The organism is Sorlinia euscelidii, from assembly GCF_036452135.1.
In the GTDB taxonomy this organism is placed as follows: Bacteria; Pseudomonadota; Alphaproteobacteria; order Acetobacterales; family Acetobacteraceae; genus Sorlinia; species Sorlinia euscelidii.
This window is the reverse complement of sequence record NZ_JAWJZZ010000002.1, coordinates 119,747-143,097: the sequence shown is the minus strand read 5'-3', so window position 1 is coordinate 143,097 and position 23,351 is coordinate 119,747. Positions and strand designations below refer to the sequence as shown.

Below are 23,351 nucleotides of genomic sequence, written 5' to 3'. Positions count from 1 at the left end.
CAGCAGGATCACGAAGAGAAAGCCCAGGATTATCGGCGTCCACCAGATGAATCTCCCACCGAAGTCTATCCCGAATAGTCGCGCCATGAGGGCGTGGTTGCTGAGGGGGCTCGCCGGAACGGGTAACGCCCCCCGACGAGCCCCAAACAGGCGCCCGGTATCAGAATGGCAATCAGACAGATGGCGCGTGGAAAGAAATTTTCTTCCCTGGATGCGTCCGACTGTGGTGGTGCGGTCAGGGGTAGAATGAGGAGGTGGGCAAGGATGAGCCCGAGGATGAATATCGGCAAAACCAGTAACAACGCGGCCGATGGCATCGTCATAGCATAAAGGCTGAAAGCCAGAGCCGCGTAGGAAGCGGCGATAAACATTGGCAGAGGGGGAATAGGCAATGTCAGCAAGGAGGATGGCATTGTTCGGCGGGCAGTGCTGACGGGCAGAATGATCATCGCCATCAGAAAAGCGCGCGATGCATTGATCGCGACCGTGTCAAGGTGATCATGACGGGCCATGAGTGTCAGTCCCAGCATCAGAAGCGGCCATGTGCGGATGCCGTTACGCTGTCGGTCCGTTACCAGAAAAATGGCGGCGGCGATGAAAAGAAGAGGCACCCAGGGCGCGGAGAGGTCCGCCGGAAGAAGATGGACGCACAGGGCAAAGCCCATGACGGGCGCAGCCGAAAAACCGGCCAGGGCGGCCAGGGCCGCGCCGATGGCGACAGCGTTCGGCAGGATCGTCGTCAGGGGATGAGAGGCGACGAGAAGCGCGCCGACAACGCAGATGGTGCGCGGAGAGAAACGCCGCAGCTTTTCTGTCGGCGCGGTAAGAAGGTAGGTGGCGCCCGCGAAAAACACCATCTCCACCGGTTGGCGACTGAAAAGCATCGCGAGTCCGGCAAGCTGACCGAGCCGCCCGGCGATCGCGCTTTCCTCAAGGGTCGATAATATCCAGAAGAGCGCCCAGCATGCGGGCAGGATTGTCGTTCGGGCCTGGGGCCCGGCGTCGGCCACCAGCACATAGATAAGGGTCAGAAAGAGCTGTAATATCGAGATGATGATCGGTCCACGCCGCGCGAGGGTCGGCATGTGACTTGTCCTGACGACACCCAGAAGCGTGACGAGGAGGAGGGCACCACGCAAAATATCAGCGATACTTGTCACGATCGTCGTTGATACCTTTCGAGCTTAGCCAGGGTGTCCCATCTTACTGCATGAGATGAACACCGGATTCAACTTGGCCCGATAACGGGAGGGGCTTTCAGATCATCTCCAGGGACCGTTTCTGTTTTGGCGGCGCGAATACCGCGTCGAGCGCCGCCAATGATGACGATGAAAGATGAATATCGCTGGCGAGGACATTCTCCCGCATATGCTCACGCGAGGACGTGCGCGGGATCGCGACCAGATTTTCCTGCCGTAAAACCCAGGCCAAAGCGATCTGCGCTGACGTGGCCGGCCCTGCCGGTGTCTGATACTCCTGAGCGATGGTCTGGCATATGGGATGTTGAAGCAGCGAGCCATCATGCCCGAGGGGGAACAGGCAACTGCTTTGATGCGATGCGCCTCCAGCTTCGATAAAAGCTCAAACTCCGTCCCGCGGTTACGGAGGTTGTAGAGGACCTGGTTGCAGGCGCAATGCGGTGTCAGCGCCACGACTTCCTCCATATCCTCGACATCGAAATTAGAGACGCCCCAATGGCGGATCAGCCCGTCCGACTTGAGTTTCTCCATCGCCTCGATTGTTTCGTGCAACGGGATATGTCCGCGCCAGTGAAGCAGATAGAGATCAAGGTAATCCGTCTTCAAGCGCTCCAGGGAAGCGCGGCAATGGCGTTGTGTCCCTTCAAACGTCGCATGATTCGGCATGATTTTACTGACGAGAAACGCATCCTGCCGCCGCACCGCCATGACATCACCAACCAGCGTTTCGGACCGCCCATTGCCGTAAATCTCGGCGGTATCGATCATGGTCAGACCTGCATCCAACCCCTCATGAAGGCAGGTGACCTCCTCCTTATGCGTCACTTTGGAGTCACCCAGGGACCATGTACCCATACCGAGCGGCGCAACGCGCGCGCCGTCGCGTGTTTTCATCTCGTCTCCTCCAACGCGTTACGGGCGGACGCGCGCGTCGACAACGTTGAGAATATGGAGAGGGCACGCCGGCGGAGGGCGGAGCGGGGCCATCGCGCTAATCATGTCTGGCACGCGCTTTGGCGCGTTTGTCAGGCGCCGATTTTGCCGGGCTGCGCGGGCGTGGCGCGGGTGTCGGCGTTTTGCGGGTCGCTTTCGATGGCGATTTCGTGACTGCCTTGACCGGTGTTTTCGTGGCGGGTCTCACCGTGCTCTTCTTCCGGGCGCTTGCTGTTTTGGTGGGGGCTTTCACTGTTTTTACGGGCGCGGCTTTCGCCGGGGTTTTGGTCGCAGACGCCGCTTTTTTCTTCGCCGGATTTTCCTTCTTCCCCGCATTCTCTGCCGTTTTCACCGTCGCGTCAGGCGCTTTTTTCGGCTTTGCGGCGGCTTTGCGGGGCTTTTTCGGCTCCGGCATCCAGGGCGGGAAGATATAGACGCGACGTTGATTCATCGCGCTGCGGGATGCTGCGGCCCGCGTGTAGACGCGCCGTCTCGCCCGCATGACCGCGCCGAGCGGCTGGTGGTCAATCAGCCCATGCCAGGGGGCGAAAGAGAGGGCGTCATCAATGGCACGGGACAGCTCCTCCGACCAGCCTTCCTGAGGGGGAACGGCAAGCGTCGCCACGACGAGGTAGGGATTATTTTCCTCTGGCCAAATGATCGACGCATCCTCAATGGGATTCATTTCCTCATCCCGCCGCAATTGCGCACGAAGCGTCCAGCTTCCACCCTCTCGACGCATGACCTCCGCGACGGCGTTTCGCAGCGCATCCGGATCGGAATCAATGTTCAGCATTTTTTTGGAGAGGGCCTGGAAATTTTCAGATTCCGGGAAAATACCCAGTTTCGCGACGTAACGACCAAAGCGTATCGGCGCCTGCGTGAAAAAACACTCCCCCAGAGGGTGGGTCGGCACATGCCCGCCTAAGACATCGAGCGGCGTGACAGGGTGGCCGAACCGGGTTGCGATCTTCTGGATCGGCCGAAAGACGCGCGACATGGTCGTCTTCATCCACAACATGCGCTCTGTCGTCAGGGCAAGCAGCCGGAGAGAATGGAGGAACTTTCTGGGTGAAGGGGCTGAAAAGGCGCGCCCCGTCGCGAAGAGAAAATCCTGCACCTGGTGGTTTTTGGCTTCAGGCAGGAGCTTGCCCTTCACACCCGCAATTTTGACGGCAAATCCGCGCGGGACGGACACGGTGTCAGGCAGCGGGTCACCGGGAATTGTGGAGAGCCGTATCGTCGCCTCGTAAGAACCCGGTTTGGAGAAGAGACCTTGCGCCAGCTCCCGAGGGAGATCATCATGGACGGTCAGGATGCCGCGCAGCAAACCGATGCTTTTAACGTGAATGCCGCGACCCGCACGGGCGCGCTTTCTGAAAACAAGTTTTTCGATTTTGACGATGGTGGATAACAGGCCTTCCTGTGTTTTTTCCTCATCATCTGACTTGTGTTCAAGCCCGGGATCGAACGGGATGGCATTGCGCACACTACTGCTCCTGGTGATGAATGACCGGAGGGAAAACAGTTGACAAAGTCACTCGTTGCATTTTGCCATTAACATTGTGACGTATGAGGCACGGTTTTCCGCGGGTTTGAGTTAAATGCGGCGCGGCAGACATGATTTTTGCGACTTTGGCGCAACAATCTTAACGGCAATTTTGCTGAAAAAGAAAAGGCACGGGAAATTCTTCCTTAACCTCCCTTGCTGAAGTTTTGAAACTGTATAACGTTAATTCGCCTGATCGTGCGTGTCTGAGGGGCGGGACCGCACATTGACCGTCAAACCCTGGCGAGTGACATGAAATTTGCAAAAATATGCCGGATTAAGCCGGGCCCTGATTTCCCTCAATTTCTGTTACGCAGCGTTTTCAGCGTCGCGGCCATATGCGGCTTTGAGGATGGCGCCCGCGCCGCCACCCTGGGGGAATGTCCTGCACCGCGCGCCGAGATCATGAGAGGAAACGCGAAATCGGCGGATAGCGCACCATGCGGCAGCGCATCCTGCCCCGCCGCCCCGTCAAAGGGGGATTCGGGGTGGGTCTGCGGGGGGCATGAACATATCAAAGTCAAAGCGCGCACGGATGCTCTTGCCCGGCAATCTGAAATCGGGGGTCGTCTTGGGTTAAGTCTTCAACATAATCCGGCGACGATTGACGTCGTCAGTCATGATCTGATGGCGTCGCGCGGATATGTGAAGTCGACTGACGCCGCGGCGGCGGCCCCGGGTGTGACATGGGGCGGCGCGCCGGGTAACCCCAGTCAGTTCGTGGTGCGCGGCTTTCTGTCCAATCAGATCAACGTTCTCCGTGACGGCATTTATCTTGGTCCGTCGACGATGGTGACGCGTCCGTTCAACAGCTTCAATCTCGATTCCATGCAGGTCATGCAGGGACCGGCCTCCATGCTGTATGGTCAGGGTTCGATAGGCGGCACAATTGATATGGTGACGCGCAAGCCTGATCTGACAAAGCGAAAAATCAATCTTGAAGCGGGATATGGCAGTTTCAACTCGGTCAATGCCGGGATCGGCGTCTCATCGCCCATCGCAAAAAACCTGGCGGCGCGCATTGATTTCAGCCGCACTTCGTCAGACGGATATGTTGAAGGCGCGACGCCACATAGTAATGATCTGACCGCTTCGATTTTATGGGCGCCCTCGGACAAATTCCGGGCGCGGCTGGGCGTGGATTATCTCTCGGATAAACTCTCCACTTATTATGGCGCGCCGCTTGTGCCGCTCTCCGTCACCGGTCATCGCGTGGGGGGATTATTGCATAGCGCCAATGGGTTAGGTGTTACACGCGGCATGTTGTGGAAGAATTACAATATCCGCAACCCGGTCGCGGATTCTGTAAGCGCCATGCCGACCCTGCATATGATATGGCAGCCCAACCACGCCCTCGCATTCCATAATAACGCCTATTTTTATTATGCAAAGCGGCGCTGGGAAAATGCGGAAAATTACAGTTACGTCGCCGCGAACGGGATAACCAACGATGCGGGGCAGCCGATCACGCCGGGGCGGATCGGGCGAGATCGATTTTATGTTTATCAAAACCAACATCAAGTCGGTGATACGCTGAACCTGACTTATAAAAACCGCATTTTTTCCCGCCCTAATCGCTTTGTGCTGGGTGGAGACGCTTATTATCTGCGCTTTATCCGCAATGCGGGGGCGTCGCCGACACCCTATACGGATAGTGTCGGTATTGATCAGACAAATGCGGGCGCGTTCGGCCCGTTTACGGGGCAATTTCCCTATTCAAAGTCGCCAGCGACCCTCACCGATGCCGCCATTTTCATGGAGGATGTCTGGACAGTTCTTCCCAAACTCCGCATCGTCATTGGCGCCCGCTATGATTGGCTGACAGTGAACCGGCAGAATTACCGCCAATCCGGTGCTTTCGACCCGAACTCAAGTTTCAATCGCACCTTCAATCCGTTCAATTATCGTGCCGGTCTTGTCTACGACCTTACAGATCGCATCAGCCTCTATGGCGTCTACGCGACAGGTGAAGACCCGCCCAACGGCAATATCCTGCGCGCCAATCGCAACAACTTCACCGCTTTATCTCACAGTCGCCAAGGTGAAATTGGTGTGAAAGCCGTGTCATTTCATGGCCATCTTGAGACGACACTCGCATTTTACGACATTATGCGCACGAATATCCTCGTGGCGACCGGCCAGAACAGTATCGCCAATGCGGGTGAGCAGACCTCCCGCGGCATTGAGTGGGCCGGGCATTTGCGTCTTGACCGGCATTGGCGCTTCGACGCTAATCTTGCCTATACAGATGCGCGTTACGGTGCGGGTTTCCAGCCATCGCCGGGCGTCGACGCCTCCTTTAAACAAGTGCCTGACGTGCCGGGTATGACGGCGAATCTCTGGGGTGTCTGGTCGCATCCGAGAGATCTGCCAATCGAATTCGGGGCCGGGATGCAATATGTCTCAGCCCGAAAAGGGAATTACACGAATACGCTGACCCTCAATGATTATGCCCTCGTCAATATTTATGCGGCGTGGGATGTCTATAAAAATATCCGCCTCTATGGCCGCATCGATAATCTTGGCGATAAACGTTTTGTGCAATGGGCGGATACAAGTTACCCGTCCGAAGTCATTATCGGCACGCCAAGGGCTTTTTCCTTCAATATGCAGGCACGGTTTTGACATTGCCGCTCATTCAAGTGAACGTCACGCAGGATGGTCAATCGCGGGCCGTCCTTCAGCCTTTCCGGGCGGAAATAGTGGAAGGCGCGCATATCGGGGTGATCGGTCCGAACGGTGCCGGCAAAACGACGTTTCTGCGCGCGCTCGCCGGGCTGGATCGCAGCCCGCATATCTCGGTTGCGATGGACGGACAGAAACTGTCGGACATGCCCCGCCAGCAAATCGCGCGGCTGATGGCCTTCCTGCCACAAAGTGATGAGGCCGATCGGACATTCCGGGCCAGGGATTACATCTCCCTCGCGCGACTGGCCGTGCCGGGTTGGCACAAAGGCCTGATGCAGGCGGCAGCGGCCACATGCGGCATCACCGACCTGCTTGATCGTCAATTAGGCGCTCTATCGGGTGGGGAACGTCAGAAAGTCATGCTGGCGCGGTGCCTTGCGCAACAACCCCGCATCCTTTTGCTGGATGAGCCGACGAACCATTTGGATGTGGCGTCGCGAATAAAAATCCTCCATCTGCTCCGGGAGCTGCCGATCACCGTCATATGCGTTTTGCACGACCTCGCCCTCGTGCCGGAATTCACGTCTCGTCTGTTGCTTTTTGATAAAGGTGCTCTCATCGCGGATGCGAGTCCTGACACGATATTCCAATCTGACGATTTCAGGACAACGTTCCGTTTAACTGCCACGGAAATCACTGGTGATGATGGGAGGCGAGGCTATCTCTTCGCGCCGCACCCATGAGAGGCTGGCGTGCCGCCTTCCTGACACTGACTCTTCTCCTGTCGATGCGGGCGGTGGACGCGGCGCCTTCTCACTACCCGCTTACCGTCTCCAATTGCGGCGAAGACATTGTCATCCCGCGAAAGCCACATTGTGCGATCTTTCACGACGTAAACATTGCGGAAATGGGTTTTGCCCTGCATCTTCAGAATGATATGTGCGGCGTGACCGGCATTTCCGGCTGGAATAAAGAGACGCCTTCTTTCCGCAAATTGCGTGGGAACGTGCCGGAACGCGCACCGCGTTATCCAAGCCTAGAAACGCTCATCGCATCCCATGCCGATCTCTTCGTGGCGGGTTGGAATTACGGCATGAATGTAGGCGGTGACGTGACGCCGGAGCGATTGGCGCGCTACCACATCCCCGCCATTATTCTTTCGGAAAGCTGCCTGCGGCAATGGCATCACCCGCATCTTCCCGTCACATTGGAAGCCTTGCTTTACAGCGATCTGCTGCGCCTGGGCCGCATTTTTGACAGGCGGGAGGCTGCGGCGTCTCTGGTCGCTTCCATGAAGGCCCGCGTTGCGGCTGTCCGGGCGCGTATGATCGGGCGACGTGCCGTGCCCGTCTTTATATATGACTCCGGCACGGACGCCCCTTTGACGGCGGGGCGTTACGCTTTGGCCTCGCGATTAATTGCCCTCGCGGGCGGGCGCAACATCGCCGACGATCTCCCGACAAACTGGGGGCGCACAAGCTGGGAACGGGTGGCGATGCGACAGCCGGAAGCCATTATTTTCGTCGATTACGGACAAGGTGTTTCCCAAAAGGCGCGCTGGGTGCGCCATTTGCGGCTTTTGCAGCAGAGCCCGGGCGTGAGACATCATCGATATATCTCCCTGCCATATGACGCCCTTACCCCCGGGCCGGCCAATATCGATGCGATTGAAGCACTCGCGCGGTTTCTGCATCCGGACCGTAAAATGTGAGGCGCTTTCTTCTCTTCTCGCTGAGCGGATTGGGTGCCTGTGCGCTCGCACTTGTCAGCATCAGTCTCGGCCCGGTGCATTTCGGCCCGCACGCGCTTTACGCGGCGTTGCGCGCAGGGCCGTTTTCACAGGATGTGGCCGCGCAGATCATCTGGACGTTGCGCTTCCCGCGTTTAATTTTGGCGATCGCGGCGGGGATCGTCATGGCTCGGGCGGGAATGGCTTTGCAGGTCGTCACACGGAATGGATTGGCTGACCCGTATCTATTCGGGCTGTCATCCGGGGCATCGGCAGGCGCCATGGCCATGATCGTGTTTTTCGGTGACCAATTTGGCGCCATGACGGCCTTTACCGGGGCGATCTGCGGCGGCGGACTGGCAACGATCTTTCTGATGACGCTTCTTTTTTCGCAACTGAATCATCGCTCTTTCGCCGCACCAGGCCGACTCATTCTGGGCGGTGTGGCGATCTCATTTCTCTTCACAACTTGCGCGGATCTGTTGGTCTATGCGGGGGACCGCAATACGGCGCAATCAATCTTATTCTGGACGATGGGGAGTTTTTCCGCAGCGGACTGGCAGACTCTGCCATTCGCCCTGACTGCCATCATGATCCTGACTCTTTTCCTGAAAATTAAAGCCCTGCCCCTCGAGGCGCTGAAAGCGGGGGACGACGTGGCGCGTAGTCTTGGGGTGTGCACGTCGCGATTGCGCGTGCAGACGATCCTCCTTTGCGCCTTGTCATGTGGCGCGGTGGTGGCCATAACCGGGCCGATCCCGTTTATCGGGTTGATTGTCCCGCATCTCGTGCGCGGATTGGGGCGGATGACGATCACTGAAATGACGCCCATCGTCGGTGTGCTGGGGGCGGGTCTGGCGGTGGGGTCAGACGTCATGGGCCGCATCGTGCTTCCCGATCAGGAAATTCCGGTCGGGGTGGTGATCTCCGCAATGGGCAGTCTTTTTCTGGGATGGATGGTTGCGCGAGGGCGCATCTGAGGCGCCAAACGTGTCACATTTCATTTCGATGTGATTCATGAGTGTCTGATTTGCACACGCTCCCGGTACGGGCGCCGCGACTCGCACTCTGAACATGACCATGCGAGTCGCGAGGGAAAATTCTCACCGCGAGGGACGAAAAACTTATTTGCGGTTGTCAGGTAGAATTCGTCATTTGACCGATGATGATAGCTGTAAAGGTTGGGGATCGATAAATATGTCGATCATCTTAAAAATCGACGCGACAGCATGACTGGAATAAATCCTCGCTTGATTTATATAAATTTATATTTGTGATCATGATGAATATTGTCAGGTGTAAAAAAGATAAAAGGTACGGTCTTCGTCCGGGGAGTGTGGATAATTCGGATACAGAGCCTGGAGGCTGCGCGTCTTCTTTGCTGAAAATCTGTTGTAATCGCGATGAGTGGATATATAAAAACTTTTTATACCACGTTATCCGGATCAGAAAATGCGCTTATTCATGGATCATGGCTGAGAAGCTGCGTCGGACTTTGAAGACTTCTCCATAAGATACTGTTGAAAAACCGGCGTGATGTTGCCGAAACGAAGGCCACATTGGTAATTTTGTCACAAAGAATTGCAAAAATCTCAATAAGTTGTAAATTCCGCGCATGAATTCAGAATTTGTTAAGGAAAATCACATGCGGTCACTTCCAGAGCGGTTCTCGGTTGTCGGGAAGAAAGCATTGGTCACGGGCGCATCGAGAGGGTTGGGCCAGACGATCAGCGACGTGTTGAGCGCGGCGGGTGCCGACATCGTGGCGGTTGGCCGGGATGTGGCCGCCCTTGAGGAAACGCGCAAAATCGTTGAGAATAACGGCCGCAATTGCATGACAATCGCCGCTGACCTTCGTGCCGTGGATGCGGGCGAAAAGGTTGTGGCGCAGGTCACCGCTGCGTGGGGCGCGGTGGATATTCTCGTCAATAATGCGGGTATCTGCATCTCCGGCTCTCTTCTCGATTTCCCGGTTGATGACTGGGATGCGAGCTTTAACGTCAATCTGCGCGCTGCATTTTTGTTTGCACGGGCCGTTGCGCCAGGGATGATTGCGCAGAAAAGCGGCAAGATCATCAATCTCAGCTCCCAGATCAGCAATTTCGCCATGCCGGATCACAGTGCTTATGGTGCCTCTAAAGCGGCGCTGAATGCATTGACCAAATCCATGACGGCGGAATGGGGTGCACATAACATTCAGGCGAATGCCGTGTGCCCGACAGCCGTCTGGACATCGATGGGTGCGGAAGTCTGGAGTGACGACGCTGCGTTGAAAAAATTCCTCGGCAACATGCCGGCCGGCCGCGTTGCGCAACCCCTCGAAGTGGCGGATGTCGTGCTCTTCCTGGCGTCGGCAGCGTCCGATATGGTCAATGGACAGGATGTTTTCGTCGATGGCGGTTACACCGCGCTGTAAGTTCGACGCTTCAACATCATTTTATTCGTCATCATGGTGCTTTTCCCGTGATGCAACGCAGCTTTCCCGCCAATAAGGCGGGAAACTGCCCCAGTTAAATCTGGACTGATTAATTTAAAACATGACGTTTTCAGGACGGCCAGCGCCGATTGCGCGGCTGGCCGTGAAAAGCTGCGACCGTTCTTAAGGGTCGCCCCTGTGCGTCGAAGTGCGTCACATATATTTTGTGATTCTTCGGCTTCAAAATGTTTTAATTATGGCTTAATCAATATGAAGAGACTCGTCTTACGAGTCGTCAAAGGGTTTTCGTACCCAGGAGAATAATTATGGCACAGCCACTCAAGGATAAAATTGCCGCCGTGACAGGCGGTGCTTCCGGCATTGGTCTGGAATGCGTCCGTCACCTTCTCGATAACGGCGCTGAAGTTTACATCATCGATTTTGACGCGAAGGCGGCGGAAGCGCGCGCGGCGGAACTGGGTGATAAGGCGCACGCTCTGATCGCCGATCTCACGAAATATGAGGACATTGAAAAAGCTGTCCATACAATCGTGAAAAATCACGGGCGCATTGATATTTTTCATGCCAATGCTGGCTCTTACGTTGCGGATATGCCATGGGAAGGTGATACGAAACGCTGGGATCGTATGCTTGATCTCAATATCAACGCCGCCTTTCGCTGCGTGCGCGCTGTCGCACCGCAGATGATGGAACAGAAGAGTGGTGACATCGTCATCACAAGCTCCATCTCCGGCATGGTGCCGATGGTGTCGGAGCCCGTCTATACCGCGTCCAAACATGCGGTTCAGGCTTTCGTGCACACGGCGCGCCGGAAACTGGCCGCATATGATGTGCGTATCTCCGCTATTCAACCCGGCCCAGTCGTGACGCCGCTTCTCAAAGACTGGGACCAGGAGCGCGTCAAAGCCAATCTCGAATCAGGCGGAATCATGCAGCCGGTTGAGGTCGCGGAGGCGCTCATTTTCATGCTGACGCGTCGAAAAGGCGTCATTGTGCGGGATCTCGTGATTTTGCCGCAGAATTTCGACGTTTAAAAACCGTTTCGCTGTTCAAGCGAGGTGCAAAGGGCGCGTTCTGGACGCGCCCTTTTTGCTGTGCAAACATCGCTGCGACGTCAAGGAGGGGCCATGTATATCGGGATCGACGCAGGTACATCCGGCATAAAATTGCTCCTCCTTGACAGAGACCAGAGAGTCGTCGCGTCCCGGACGGAAAAACTTGAAGCGCAGTCACCCCATCGCGGTTGGTCGGAGCAGGATCCTGATGCCTGGTGGCAGGCCCTCTGCCGTATCCTGGATGACTTAAAGCGTGAACGGCCGAAAGAGCTGGAAAAACTGCGCGGGCTCGGGCTGTCCGGCCAGCAGCACGGCGCGGTCCTGCTGGATGCGGCAAACCATGTGCTCAGGCCCTGCATTTTGTGGAATGACACGCGCGCGCAGGCTGAATGCGAGATATTTGAAGCGCGCTTTCCCGCGTCGCGCCGCGTAACCGGAAACCGCGCGGCGGCCGGTTTTACCGCGCCGAAACTGCTCTGGGTGCGACGCCATGAGCCGGACATTTTCAGGCAGGTCCGCAAAATTTTACTCCCGAAAGCGTGGTTGCGCTTCAAACTTTGTGGGGAAATGATTGAAGATGTCTCAGACGCATCCGGCACACTTTGGTTGGATGTAGAACATCGCAACTGGTCTCCCGAGGCTTTGGCGGCATGTGGACTCAACTTGGATGCCATGCCGCGACTTGTCGAGGGAAGCGCCCCCACTTGCTACCTGAAGAAGTCTCTCGCCACGCGCTGGGGCATGCGCGATACGGTCATACTCGCAGGCGGCGCGGGTGATAATGCGGCGGCCGCAATCGGGCTTGGCGCGATTGAGGATGGGGATAGCTTCATCTCACTCGGCACATCCGGCGTCATCTGGCGTACGACGCGGGATTTCCGGCCCGAGACGGGTAGCGGATTGCACGCTTTCTGCCATGCGGTTCCAAACCGGTGGCACCAGATGGGGGTGACCTTATCGGCTGCGTCCTCGTTACGATGGTGGGCAGAAATCACCGGTATGTCGGAGGCGGCATTACTCGATGAGGTGCCGCTGCAAATCAGCCGTCCCGCGCGCCCGCTCTTTCTCCCTTATTTGTCAGGAGAGAGGACGCCGCATGGTGATGACCTTATTCGGGGCAGCTTTCTTGGGGTCGACCGCGCCGTCAAGCGTGCTGAGATGACGCAATCTGTGCTTGAAGGGGTTGCGTTCTCTCTTCGTGATGCTGCGCGCGGTCTCGGCATTGAGAAAGGTGAGGTGTCCCGCGCCATGGTGGTGGGTGGGGGGTCTAAAAGTCCTAAATGGGTCTCCATCATCGCCTCCGTCACGAATATGGCTTTATCCTGCCTGAAAGACGGTGATTATGGCGGTGCTTTCGGGGCTGCGCGTCTGGCGCGGATGGCCGCGGGAGATGGTGAGATTGCCGATATCTGCTCGAAGCCGAAAATCGCGCATCAATACCTCCCGAACCCTGCGTTGCGGCAGCTTTATGATGAAAAATTCGCGCTTTACCGGCAATCCTACCCCTTGCTGCGCAAATGGGCGGAGACGGAACATCATCTGACAAAGTGAGACGGAGGCGTTTCGCGAGCGGATGGTCGCGTTCTAGGCTTTCTGACGCGTGTCCGCCTGTTTTTTCCACCCATCCTCCGTTTGCTGCCAGTAGGAAAGCGGGAGATCCTGCGCGGCCCAGCCCCGCCATTTTTCTCGCGCCCAACTCACGGCAATTTCATCGCTGCCGTCAAAGACAACGAAAACTCTCTCAAATGCCGTGGCGTCATCTGTCTCGACGCCGGCCATCAGAAAGAGAAAGCGTGCACCATTAGGGACATCATGTTCGAGAGTGAGCCAAATGGGCTGTTGTTCCCCCTGGCCCTGGGCCTTACTGCCATGCGGCAGCCACGGGGAATCATCCAGCTTCCACAGCGCCGCATTAAGGGACTGGAGCTGCGCCGCATCCCGACATCGGATGACGGCGCGCTGGCCCGCACTTAAACTGCGTGCCAGAAGCTGCCCCAACGCCTGATCAAGGCGGGATCGGCTTAAATGGTAAAAGCCGATTTCAGCCGTCATATGAGATTTTCACCCGACTCATAAAGGTAAATCAGCTGGTCCAACAGCCGCACACCGAAGCCTGAAGCGCCTTTCGGGCAGGTCGGTGCGGCGTCATTCCGCGCGGCGACACCGGCAATGTCGAGATGTGCCCACGGTGTGTCGCCCACGAAACGCGCCAGGAACTGCGCCGCGGTGATGGAACCGCCCGCGCGACTCCCGATATTTTTCATATCCGCGATGGGGGAGTCGATCTCGCGATCATAAGCGGGGCCCATGGGCATCGGCCAAAGCGCATCGCCAGACGTCTCGCCTGCCGAGACCAAACGCGTTTTGAGGGTTTCGTTATTGCTGAAAACCCCGGCATATTCATGTCCGAGACTGATCACGATGGCACCTGTAAGTGTCGCCAGATCAATCATAAGCTGGGGACGGTAAACATTCCGTGTGTAAGCGAGCACATCGGCGAGAACGAGGCGCCCCTCAGCATCCGTATTGAGAACTTCGATTGTTTTACCGGCGTAGCTGGTGACGATATCGCCGGGACGCTGCGCATTGCCGGAAAGCATGTTTTCCACCAACCCGACGACACCTACGACATTGGCCCGCGCATGGCGTCGCGCCAGGGCCTCAATCGTGCCGACAACCGCGGCGGCACCGCCCATATCTGTCTTCATTTCCTCCATGCCGTTTGCCGGTTTGATGGAAATCCCGCCGGAGTCAAACGTCACGCCCTTGCCGATCAATGCAATGGGCGCATCATTCTGGTTATCGGAATGGGCGTAATGCATAATGGCGACATGGGCTTCCTTGTCGCTGCCTTGGGCGACGCCCAAAAGCGCGCCAAATCCGAGCTCCTGAAGGGTTGACGCTGTCAGGATCGTCACTGAAACGCCGATATCGCGCAGCGTTTCGATGCGTTTCGCGAATTCGGGCGGATGCAGCACATTGCCCGGCTCATTCACCAGGTCGCGTGTTCGGAAAACGCCAAGCGCAATGCTCTGCAGCCGCGCCCACTGCTTTGTCGTCGCGTCGATGTCTTCGACAAACAGGTCAAGCTTGCGCAACGATGCGGCCAGTTCAGCATCGTGTTTATATCGGGAAAACCGATATTGTCCCAAAGTGGCGCCATAGGCCGCATGGGCGGCAAATGTCTCGGCACGTCCGACATAAGCCATGCTGACAGACTCCGCCTTTCTGCAGAGGGAGGCGGCAAGGGCGGCCGCATTCTCAACACGGTTGGGGGTCAGGTTCGCCTCTTCACCATATCCAACGAGAACGATCTGGGCGATGTCAGGGCAAGGTGCGATGAGCGTGCAGGATTGATCACGCTCACCTTTAAATTTTGTGATGGCCGCAGCGCGACGCAGGGCACCGTTGGTCCGATGATCAAGCATTTCGCATATCCCGGACGAGAGATCATCATCCTGAGGGATCAGGATGGCAAAATAACGCCCGGTTTGCGTGCCATGCTCAGCGTCAAAAATTGTTGCTGCGGCTTTAACTTGAATTTCCAACATTTCGCGCTTTCCAATTTAGATTTATTTCGTATCAATATCGACTGACTCCCGTTTTTAGGCAAGCCAGCACGGACTCGACCGGTGTGAGGTCGCGAAAAATATAAACAACAAAAATAGTGAAATTAATTTCTGGCGCAGGCATACTTCGTTTTCTTGAGGCGTCAAGAATAAAGGTTTTAGGGGTTTGACTGAATTCCATTACGCATATGCATTCTCAGGATTGCTGGTCGGATTTCTGGTTGGGATGACAGGCGTGGGTGGCGGGTCACTGATGACGCCGATCCTCATCCTTTTTTTCCGCATTCATCCTCAGGCGGCCGTCGGTACCGACCTCCTCTTTGCGACGATGACAAAATCTGTCGGCACGCTTGTGCATGGGAGTCAAAGGACCGTTGACTGGTCCATTGTGAGGTTACTTGCGTCGGGGAGTATCCCGGCGACGCTCATGACCTTGGGCATTTTGCACGGTGTCGGAGCGCCCTCCGATGGCGTCGCGCATTTCATGACCCACGCGATTGGCGTGGCCCTGTTGATCACGGCGCCAAGCGTGCTTTTTCGTCGTGAGATACAACGATGGGCTCAAAATCGCGGAAGTCAGTTGGAAGATCGACACGTTACGTTATTGACGGTCCTGCTTGGGGTGGCGCTCGGCGCTCTTGTTACAATATCTTCCGTCGGCGCGGGTGCGATCGGCCTGGCCGCCATGATCATGCTTTATCCTAAACGGGATTTTGCAAGGTTGGTCGGCGCCGACATCGCCCATGCCGTGCCATTGACCCTCGTGGCGGGCTTGGGGCATTGGTGGTTTGGCGCGGTTGACCTGTCATTGCTCGCCTCCCTGCTTGCCGGGTCAATCCCGGGCGTCATGTTGGGAAGCCTGTCGATTGATGTGATGCCCGCGAGATTTCAGCAGGCTGTCCTGGGCGTCGTGCTTCTCGCTATCGGCTTCAAGCTCGTGACGTCATAGAAGGGTCGTGTCCGGCTGCCGCCCTCAAGGCGCGCTTCAAAATAATTTACTGAAAGATGAATCCGGGAAACGAAACTCCGGTCATGGCATTCGCGAAGACAATGTCACGATGGTCCTGATCATGGCGGGGTGATGGCGATTTCCCCGCCTCATCGGGTCGGCCCCTGAGGATGTAACCCATGATGCCGACGAAATCGTGCAGATCAAAAGGATGGGGTATATCCGCCGGCGACGTTGCGACAATCCATTTCCCCTGAAGAGAAGATGCCGGAAGTGCTCCTTGCGCCTGAGAAAAACGGCTGATTTCGCGCGAGACATCCGTGATGAAATCACGTGGTGGAGGTGTTGATGGTCCCACGGCCGGGTCGAACAGAGTCCATTCTTGCACGATATCTTGAATTATCTCTTCGTACACGCTTTTTATCTCTTCCATTCATCAAGTCGCACAATGTCGGACCTCCGGAAGTCAGCGCCGAGCCACGCCACGGGGGTGACGAGGCGTGCCGTTGGAAATGATTTCCTATCGCCTTAAAAGGCGAGGGCGCGACACCTTCGCGCGCCTCGCGGGCGCATCGTTTCTTTCATCTCAAAAACCCTGAACGCGTTAACCGGCGTCGCCCTCGGGAATTCTCAGCACGTTTTTCTCTGCTGGAAAAATCAGAGTGACCAAGCCAATTATTAAATTAATATTTACATTTATGTCAAGATTTTGCATTTCCGCACCTCGTCCTTGCGCCAGGCTATCGCCCGTCACGTGATGACAAACCTGGTCTGACCGATCCGCGCGGCGGCGGGCTTCGTTATTCGATGGTTCCGAGGCTGGACAGTCAGCGGCGAAAACGGTTAAGAAAGGCGGGAAATTTGTCCTATCGAACAATCATTTACGCTTTGATTTCGACAGTTGAATGCGCTGCGATCACAAAATTCTGAAATCGAGTTTCCGCGATCTGTCCTTCATCAAAAGAATGGGCCTGAAGCAGAACAGTCCCCAACCGCGACATCGTCAATCGGGCTGATATAATCGATATTGCGAAACTTCGAAATTTGGCGATACGTAACGCGCTCATTATAGGGTAATTTCTTCCCCAGCGCGACAGAATATGCTTGATTAAAGTGGAGCGAAGTGCCGTCTTGCGCGACTTGCCTTGCCTCTCCTCTTGACGTGCAAGGTTAAGTACCGGCAATTTAGCGAACTTTGTAGTCGCAGATTTTCTTCCAGACCGACAAGAAGGCTTCCCCCTTGAGCTGGGTATGCGCAAGCCGGTCACGGGTCGTTGGCGGGAAATTTGTTTCAAGATGACATTTTGCCAGTCGAAATTGACTCGCCGACGGGGGGCCGCTGGGACGCGGTACATTGAATGACGGATAACAGCCAGCAGGACCGGAAGCCGGCGAAGAACGACCAGGATGACAAGCCGGACGCGGAGAAGGATAAAAAAAAGAAAGGCCTCAGCCCGCGCACGAAAAAGCTCCTCATCGCGGGCGTCATTCTCATTGCTGTGGTCTGGCTTTTTTACTGGTTGCTCACCCGCAACCACATTGAGACAGACGACGCCTATACGCAGGGGCGTAAAATCAGCATTGCGCCACACGTCAACGGTTACGTGACTGATCTGCGGGTGAATGACAATCAATTTGTCAGGCGAGGTCAGGTTCTGCTGACGATTGATGATCGGGATTACCGAGCGTCGCTCGACAAGGCGACGGCCTCACTCTCTCAGGCCAACGCCAACCTGTCCGGCGCTGAAAATCAGTTGATTGTCGCGTCAAAGAAGTTCCCCGGGCAGTTCACCGCGGCGCAGGGTGCGCTTGCCGCGGCGAAAGCGGACCTCTTTAAGGCGGAGACGGATTTCAAGCGTCAGCAGCGTGTCTCCCGCGCGGCGACGACGCAGCAAAATGTCGATTACGCCAAAGCGGCGCTGGAACAGGCGCGCGCGCGCGTCATTCAGGCCGAAGGTCAGCTTGAGCAGGCGCGCCCCGTCCAGCCGAATATCAAAAATCAGGAAGATATCTTTGCGCAGCAGCGTGCCTCCCTGAAAGTCGCTGAGGCCAATCTGAAAATTGCAGAGCTCAATATGGAGTGGACGCAGGTCAAAGCCCCCCATGATGGCTGGATCTCGCAGCGTAATGTTGAGCAGGGTGATTTCGTTCAGACGGGACAGAAACTCTTTTCAATCGTCTCGCCCGAAGTTTGGGTTGTCGCCAATTATAAGGAAACGCAGATCACCAAGATGAAGCCGGGCCAGAAGGCAGAGATCAGCGTCGATGCCTATCCATCCCTGCATCTTAAAGGTCACGTTGATTCTATCCAGCTCGGTGCGGGCGCCGCTTTCAGTGCCTTTCCGCCTGAGAATGCGACGGGTAACTTTGTGAAAATTGTGCAACGCGTGCCGGTCAAGATCCTGATCGATAAAGGTCTCGACCCGAAGCATCCCCTCCCGCTTGGCGTGTCCGTCATCCCCACCGTTTACGTGAAGTGAGTGCGGTGCGATGACCGACGCTTCGGCCGGAGACGAGGAAAACTGGCGCCCCAAATATAATCCGTGGCTGATCGCGGTCGTGGTGACGCTGGGCGCCTTCATGGAGGTCCTTGACACCACCATCATTAATGTGGCGTTGCCGCATATTTCCGGTGCGCTCGGCAGTTCATATGATGACGCGACCTGGGCGCTGACCTCCTACCTTGTTGCCAATGGCGTGGTGCTGACAATCTCCGCCTGGTTCAGCAAAGTTTTCGGGCGCAAAAGATATTTCCTGATCTGTATCCTGATGTTCACCGTGTCGTCATTTCTGTGCGGATTATCAGACAGTCTGCCGGTGCTCATCATCTTCCGCCTGATGCAGGGGTTTTTCGGTGGCGGATTGCAGCCGATACAGCAATCGATCATTCTCGACACGTTTCCGCCGGAGAAACGCGGAGCCGCCTTCGGGCTGACGGCGATTGCCATTGTCGTGGCGCCCATTCTCGGGCCGCTCCTGGGCGGTTACCTTGTTGATAATTTCTCCTGGCGCTGGATTTTTTACGTCAATGTGCCTTTCGGCATTCTGACGCTGGTCGGCGTCTATGCGCTTGTTGAGGACCCACCCTGGGTCAAGCCGGAGCGTGAGCGTATCGACGTGATCGGGATGTCACTCATTACCTTTGGCCTTGGCTGCCTTGAAGTTATGGCGGATCGTGGTGAGGATGATGACTGGTTCCATTCCGGCTTCATTGTGACGATGGCCGTGATCGGCTCACTCTGCGTGATCGCCTCCATCATCTGGCTTCTCACCACGAAAAATCCGCTCCTGAACCTTGAGATATTCAAGGATCGCAATTTTGCTGTGGGCACGTTTCTGATCGCGATGGTGGGGGGGCTGCTTTATGCTGCGGCCATTATCGTCCCGCAATTCGCGCAACAGATATTGGGTTACACGGCAACCCTCTCGGGCCAGGTGCTAGCGCCAGGAGGTGTGGCGGTCATTATCCTGATCCCGATTGTCGGGAAGCTGATGGGAAAGTTTCAGACCCGAAACATCATTGCTCTCGGCTTTTTCCTGATGGGGTGTTCACTTTTTTACTCGGCACAGCTCCAGCCCACGACGAGTTATAATTTTCTCGTTCTATGTCGTGTCTTCCAAACGGCGGCGCTGGCTTTTCTGTTCGTGCCGATTTCCACGATCGCTTACTCAACATTACCGCGACATCTTAATGCCGATGCGTCCGCCATGTTCAGTATGGCGCGCAATTACATCGGCTCGCTCGCAATTTCATTTGCCACGGCTTTTGTGATTGAGACGCAGCAGAAACGTCAAAGTCTGATCGTCCATAACATGACACCTTATCATCAGGCCTTTCAGGATTACCTCGCTGTCGTGAAACGCGCTGCGATGGAGGTGGGTATGACGGCAAGCCAGGCTTCTTCCTACGCGACGCATCATTTATATGAATCATTCCGACAGCAGGTTTCGATGCTCGCCTATAACCAGGTCTTTATGGAAATCGGGATCGTGGCGTTCTGCGTCGTGCCGTTCTGCTTCCTGTTTTCACCAACTGCGGAAAAAAGCAGCGGCGAAGGGGGCATGCATTGAAACCCGCCCATCCCCTGATTTTATCTGAACTGCCATTCATGAAGGGTCGCTGCGTCATGCGCCGTGCTTACCATAAATTAGCGCTCCTCCCTGCCATGGCGCTCATCCTGACGTCGGGCTGCGTCGGGCCGACATTCCATCGTCCCAAACCATGGACGCCGGACCAGTATCGTATGCCCCAACAAGGGGGTGAGGCCGGTGTCACAAGTCGCACGACGCAGGACCCGGCGGCGGCAAGTTGGTGGGGCCTCTTCAACGACCCTGAATTATCGTCCCTGCAATCACGCCTCGCATCGCAAAACCTCTATATCCAGCGCGCCACGACGCAACTGGCGCAAAGCCGTGCCCAGCTTATGATTGCGGGCGCTGGTCGCTACCCGTCTCTCAGCGCGATGGGCAGTTATCAGCGCTCCCAATATAGTACGAAGTTTTTCCAGAGGGCCCTTTCCCAGATCGGTCAGAACAGCAAAGACTCGCTCGGCGCGCAGAATGCGACCCTTCTTGACCAGAGCATTGGTAATGTTGTCGTGCCGCAGCTCAATCAATGGCGGACCGGGATCGACGCGCAATATGAGCTGGATTTGTGGGGCCGGGTCGCGCGGCAGTATGAGTCCGCCAAAGCCATGTTGCAGGCGACGGATGAGCAGAGGCGTTCCGTCATCATCGCGCAACAGGCCGATCTGGCCTATGATTACCTTGCCCTACGTGGCTTGCAGGAACAATTGCGCATCCTGAAGGAAAACCGTGCCACCGCGCAACGGACGTTGGACCTCGCGCGGGAGCGTCAGCATGTCGGGCTGGTGACAGAGTTGGACGTCACATCGGCTCAGCGGCAACTTGATACGACGACAGCGCAGATTGCCCAGATGGAGCAGCGCGTCACGCAGCAGATCAACGCCATCAATCTGTTACTGGGTCTGCCACCGGGCTCCCTCGATGATGAGTTGCAGCGCACGGCGGGCATCCCGGTCGTGCCGCCGCGCGTGCCCGTCGGGCTTCCGTCTGATCTTGTGCGGCGTCGCCCTGATATCCGGCAGGCTGAAGCGCAACTTCATGCGGCGGTCGCCAATATTGCGGAGGCCGAGGCGGAGTTCTATCCGAAAGTCACCATCAGCGCCGATTTCGGACTTCAGACCCTGTCCTTCCGTGATCTCGGCTTCTGGAATGCGCGGGCATGGAATGTCGGCCCGTCCATTTCCCTGCCGATCTTCCAGGGTGGGCGCCTGCGCGGCAATCTGATGCTGACCAAATATGCTGAACAGACAGCGGCCATCACTTATCGCCAGACAGTGCTGGGCGCATGGCGGGATGTCGATAATGCGCTCGTGGCCTATCGTGATGAGCAGAAGCGCCATCAGGGCCTCGTCTCAGCTGCATCAGCGGCGCGTCGCGCGCTTGACCTGGCGAAAGATCAATATCGATCCGGTCTCGTCACTTATCTGGATGTGCTCTCCGCTCAGCAGGCGCTTCTGGATGCTGAGATGCAGGTCGCGGACAGTTCCATGACGGTCGCGGCCAATCTCGCGCGCCTATATAATGCACTCGGCGGTGGCTGGGAGAATATCGCGCCGGAAGAAGCGGCGAAATCCGCTTTGACTCCAAAAACTTACGACAAACTCACTTCGAGGTGATGGGGCTTGATCTTGCGCAAGTTAACGCGCGTTATAGCATGAGAAGAGGTAGCGACACATAATATCCCACATAGAGGAGACGGTTTATGACCGGTCAGACGAAGTCTTCCACGTCCAAGGCGGATGTGCCACGTCGCGCACCGGATTGCACCCTTGTTATCTTCGGTGGTGGGGGTGATCTGACGAAACGCCTCCTCGTGCCGTCACTTTACGATCTGGCGGCAATGGACGTTCTATCGCGAAAATTCCGCATCGTCGTCGTGGATCGAACGGAGATGACGCCGGAAGCGTGGTCAGCACATCTTTTCGACGAGATTTCCGCTTTTGCCAAGGATAAGGCGGGAGAATTCGCCCATGGGCGCCTTGATAAGAGCGTCTGGCAGAAAATGATGAAAAATGTCGAATTTCTGGCAGGCGACATCACGGAGCCGGAAATTTATCAGCGCGTTGCCGGGTCGCTGGGCAATGATTCCGCCATTTTCTATTTCGCGGTCGCCGCTCAGTTCTTTGGGACGATTTTGAAGAGTCTCGGTAAAGCGAAGCTGTTCGAGGAGGATGGTTTTTTCCGCCGCGTCATTATTGAAAAGCCCTTCGGCCACAATCTGGCCTCAGCCAAGGCGCTGAACAAGGTGGCGCTGGCCCATGCGCGTGAGGATCAGATCTACCGTATTGACCATTTCTTCGGTAAGGAAGCCGTCCAAAGTATGATGGCCATCCGGTTCGCCAATACATTATTTGAGCCTCTCTGGCGGCAGGAATATATTGACCACGTCCAGATCACAGCGGCCGAAACGATCGGCGTCGAAAAACGCGGGAAGTTCTATGAGGGCACTGGCGCACTGCGCGACATGGTGCCCAATCACCTTTTTGTCCTCCTGAGCATCACGGGTATGGCGCCGCCCAGTTCCCTCGCAGCGGAAGTCGTCCGGTCAGAAAAAACGCGTCTGCTTGATGCTATTCGTCCCATCAAGGTCAAGGATTTTGTCGTTGCGCAGTATCGGGCGGGGAAGATTGGGGGTGAGAAGCGGCTGGCTTACCGGAGCGAGCCGAATGTTGACCCGAAGAGTGACGTTGAGACTTACGCAGCGCTGAAACTCCACATTGATAATTGGCGTTGGGCGGGTGTCCCGTTTTACCTCCGCACGGGCAAGCGCCTCGCCGCGCGGAAGACGGAGGTTGCGGTCGTTTTCAAAAAGACACCGTACCAGCTTTTCAAACAGGGTTCTGCGGATTCAATGCCCAATGTCATCCGGTTCCAGCTTGACCCGATCCGGGGCCTGGCCATGCATTTCATGGTGAAGGAGCCGGGTCTGGAGGAGGTCGCTACACCGGTGCAGAACACCTTCCGTTATGATGATTTTTTCAAAAGTCGCGCCAATGTTGGTTATGAAGCGTTGCTTTATGACTGCATGCACGGTGACCAGATGTTGTTCCAGTCCGCTGCCACGATCGAAGCGGGCTGGGCAGCATTGGAGGGCGTCAATCCGCCCAAAAATCGGAAGCTCTGCTTCTACGCCGCGGGTGATCAGGGACCGAAGGAAGCGGATCAGCTTCTTGAAAGGGACGGGAGGTCGTGGCTTCCGCTCATTGACTGAACCCAA

18 protein-coding genes and 1 pseudogene are annotated in these 23,351 nt (G+C 56.3%); 12 read left to right on the top strand and 7 right to left on the bottom strand.

The genetic code is table 11. The features are described 5' to 3' along the window. Positions 1-65 precede the first annotated feature (65 nt). From CGLAMM_RS04275 to CGLAMM_RS04255, 4 genes and pseudogenes are all read right to left on the bottom strand, one after another. The gene (locus tag CGLAMM_RS04275) at positions 66-1,160 is read right to left on the bottom strand and encodes a hypothetical protein (protein ID WP_394818816.1); all 1,095 of its coding nucleotides are present in this window, start codon (positions 1,158-1,160) and stop codon (positions 66-68) included. A 97-nt stretch (positions 1,161-1,257) separates the two neighbouring features. Then, positions 1,258-1,431 (bottom strand): hypothetical protein, encoded by a 174-nt coding sequence (locus tag CGLAMM_RS04270; protein WP_418115417.1) that lies wholly within the window; start codon positions 1,429-1,431, stop codon positions 1,258-1,260. Positions 1,432-1,583: 152 nt separating this feature from the next. After that, a pseudogene (locus CGLAMM_RS04265) lies at positions 1,584-2,054 on the bottom strand (aldo/keto reductase); the annotation flags it as partial. A 136-nt stretch (positions 2,055-2,190) separates the two neighbouring features. Next, entirely contained in the window at positions 2,191-3,621 is a 1,431-nt protein-coding gene (locus tag CGLAMM_RS04255; RefSeq protein WP_394818815.1) for a catalase family protein, read from the bottom strand. Positions 3,622-3,933: 312 nt separating this feature from the next. Here CGLAMM_RS04255 and CGLAMM_RS04250 point away from each other — a divergent pair, with 312 nt between their 5' ends. The 7 genes from CGLAMM_RS04250 to xylB all read left to right on the top strand — a co-directional run bounded on the left by CGLAMM_RS04250 (position 3,934) and on the right by xylB (position 13,081). Next, complete coding sequence (locus tag CGLAMM_RS04250) at positions 3,934-6,306, top strand: TonB-dependent receptor (RefSeq protein ID WP_418115416.1); 2,373 nt, start codon at positions 3,934-3,936, stop codon at positions 6,304-6,306. 2 nt (positions 6,307-6,308) lie between these two features. Then, positions 6,309-7,052: an ABC transporter ATP-binding protein gene (locus tag CGLAMM_RS04245; protein ID WP_394818812.1), complete on the top strand. Its 744-nt coding sequence runs from the start codon at positions 6,309-6,311 to the stop codon at positions 7,050-7,052. Further along, positions 7,049-8,020 carry an ABC transporter substrate-binding protein gene (locus CGLAMM_RS04240; RefSeq protein ID WP_394818811.1) on the top strand — a complete coding sequence of 324 codons (972 nt, stop codon included), beginning with the start codon at positions 7,049-7,051 and terminating at the stop codon, positions 8,018-8,020. Before CGLAMM_RS04245 ends, CGLAMM_RS04240 begins: the two co-directional genes overlap by 4 nt. Beyond that, positions 8,017-9,018 (top strand): FecCD family ABC transporter permease, encoded by a 1,002-nt coding sequence (locus CGLAMM_RS04235; RefSeq protein ID WP_394818810.1) that lies wholly within the window; start codon positions 8,017-8,019, stop codon positions 9,016-9,018. Before CGLAMM_RS04240 ends, CGLAMM_RS04235 begins: the two co-directional genes overlap by 4 nt. Before the next feature lie 665 nt (positions 9,019-9,683). Further along, on the top strand, positions 9,684-10,454 hold the full coding sequence (locus tag CGLAMM_RS04230; RefSeq protein WP_394818809.1) for an SDR family NAD(P)-dependent oxidoreductase: 771 nt from the start codon (positions 9,684-9,686) through the stop codon (positions 10,452-10,454). A gap of 326 nt (positions 10,455-10,780) precedes the next feature. Next, a complete protein-coding gene (locus tag CGLAMM_RS04225) occupies positions 10,781-11,509 on the top strand; it encodes an SDR family oxidoreductase (RefSeq protein ID WP_394818808.1) in 729 nt (242 codons plus the stop codon). 93 nt (positions 11,510-11,602) lie between these two features. Next, positions 11,603-13,081: a xylulokinase gene (gene xylB / locus CGLAMM_RS04220; RefSeq protein ID WP_394818807.1), complete on the top strand. Its 1,479-nt coding sequence runs from the start codon at positions 11,603-11,605 to the stop codon at positions 13,079-13,081. Positions 13,082-13,114: 33 nt separating this feature from the next. On the opposite strand, the gene CGLAMM_RS04215 is transcribed toward xylB, so the two are convergent. Continuing rightward, positions 13,115-13,582, bottom strand: coding sequence for a DNA polymerase III subunit chi (locus tag CGLAMM_RS04215; protein WP_394818806.1), 468 nt, complete (start codon positions 13,580-13,582; stop codon positions 13,115-13,117). Next, entirely contained in the window at positions 13,579-15,081 is a 1,503-nt protein-coding gene (locus CGLAMM_RS04210; protein ID WP_394818805.1) for a leucyl aminopeptidase, read from the bottom strand. The genes CGLAMM_RS04215 and CGLAMM_RS04210 overlap by 4 nt, the downstream gene beginning before the upstream one ends. Before the next feature lie 184 nt (positions 15,082-15,265). On the opposite strand from CGLAMM_RS04210, the gene CGLAMM_RS04205 reads away from it, so the two are divergent. Continuing rightward, the gene (locus CGLAMM_RS04205; RefSeq protein ID WP_394818804.1) at positions 15,266-16,048 is read left to right on the top strand and encodes a sulfite exporter TauE/SafE family protein; all 783 of its coding nucleotides are present in this window, start codon (positions 15,266-15,268) and stop codon (positions 16,046-16,048) included. Between the two features lie 46 nt (positions 16,049-16,094). Here CGLAMM_RS04205 and CGLAMM_RS04200 read toward each other — a convergent pair whose 3' ends face one another. Beyond that, complete coding sequence (locus CGLAMM_RS04200; protein ID WP_394818803.1) at positions 16,095-16,481, bottom strand: hypothetical protein; 387 nt, start codon at positions 16,479-16,481, stop codon at positions 16,095-16,097. A gap of 925 nt (positions 16,482-17,406) precedes the next feature. Here CGLAMM_RS04200 and CGLAMM_RS04195 point away from each other — a divergent pair. The 4 genes from CGLAMM_RS04195 to zwf all read left to right on the top strand — a co-directional run bounded on the left by CGLAMM_RS04195 (position 17,407) and on the right by zwf (position 23,345). Next, complete coding sequence (locus CGLAMM_RS04195; RefSeq protein WP_418115415.1) at positions 17,407-18,528, top strand: efflux RND transporter periplasmic adaptor subunit; 1,122 nt, start codon at positions 17,407-17,409, stop codon at positions 18,526-18,528. A 10-nt stretch (positions 18,529-18,538) separates the two neighbouring features. Continuing rightward, positions 18,539-20,119: a DHA2 family efflux MFS transporter permease subunit gene (locus tag CGLAMM_RS04190; RefSeq protein ID WP_394818802.1), complete on the top strand. Its 1,581-nt coding sequence runs from the start codon at positions 18,539-18,541 to the stop codon at positions 20,117-20,119. Positions 20,120-20,175: 56 nt separating this feature from the next. Beyond that, a complete protein-coding gene (locus CGLAMM_RS04185) occupies positions 20,176-21,750 on the top strand; it encodes an efflux transporter outer membrane subunit (RefSeq protein ID WP_394818801.1) in 1,575 nt (524 codons plus the stop codon). Positions 21,751-21,836: 86 nt separating this feature from the next. Then, positions 21,837-23,345 carry a glucose-6-phosphate dehydrogenase gene (gene zwf, locus CGLAMM_RS04180; protein WP_394818800.1) on the top strand — a complete coding sequence of 503 codons (1,509 nt, stop codon included), beginning with the start codon at positions 21,837-21,839 and terminating at the stop codon, positions 23,343-23,345. The last annotated feature ends 6 nt before the right edge of the window (positions 23,346-23,351 follow it).

Coding starts and splice junctions, on each gene's coding strand:
- CGLAMM_RS04250 (WP_418115416.1), top strand. CDS start 3,934: ATGAAATTTGCAAAAATATGCCGGATTAAGCCGGGCCCTGATTTCCCT.
- CGLAMM_RS04240 (WP_394818811.1), top strand. CDS start 7,049: ATGAGAGGCTGGCGTGCCGCCTTCCTGACACTGACTCTTCTCCTGTCG.
- CGLAMM_RS04230 (WP_394818809.1), top strand. CDS start 9,684: ATGCGGTCACTTCCAGAGCGGTTCTCGGTTGTCGGGAAGAAAGCATTG.
- CGLAMM_RS04225 (WP_394818808.1), top strand. CDS start 10,781: ATGGCACAGCCACTCAAGGATAAAATTGCCGCCGTGACAGGCGGTGCT.
- xylB (WP_394818807.1), top strand. CDS start 11,603: ATGTATATCGGGATCGACGCAGGTACATCCGGCATAAAATTGCTCCTC.
- CGLAMM_RS04215 (WP_394818806.1), bottom strand. CDS start 13,582: ATGACGGCTGAAATCGGCTTTTACCATTTAAGCCGATCCCGCCTTGAT.
- CGLAMM_RS04210 (WP_394818805.1), bottom strand. CDS start 15,081: ATGTTGGAAATTCAAGTTAAAGCCGCAGCAACAATTTTTGACGCTGAG.
- CGLAMM_RS04200 (WP_394818803.1), bottom strand. CDS start 16,481: ATGGAAGAGATAAAAAGCGTGTACGAAGAGATAATTCAAGATATCGTG.
- CGLAMM_RS04195 (WP_418115415.1), top strand. CDS start 17,407: ATGACGGATAACAGCCAGCAGGACCGGAAGCCGGCGAAGAACGACCAG.
- CGLAMM_RS04190 (WP_394818802.1), top strand. CDS start 18,539: ATGACCGACGCTTCGGCCGGAGACGAGGAAAACTGGCGCCCCAAATAT.
- CGLAMM_RS04185 (WP_394818801.1), top strand. CDS start 20,176: ATGCGCCGTGCTTACCATAAATTAGCGCTCCTCCCTGCCATGGCGCTC.
- zwf (WP_394818800.1), top strand. CDS start 21,837: ATGACCGGTCAGACGAAGTCTTCCACGTCCAAGGCGGATGTGCCACGT.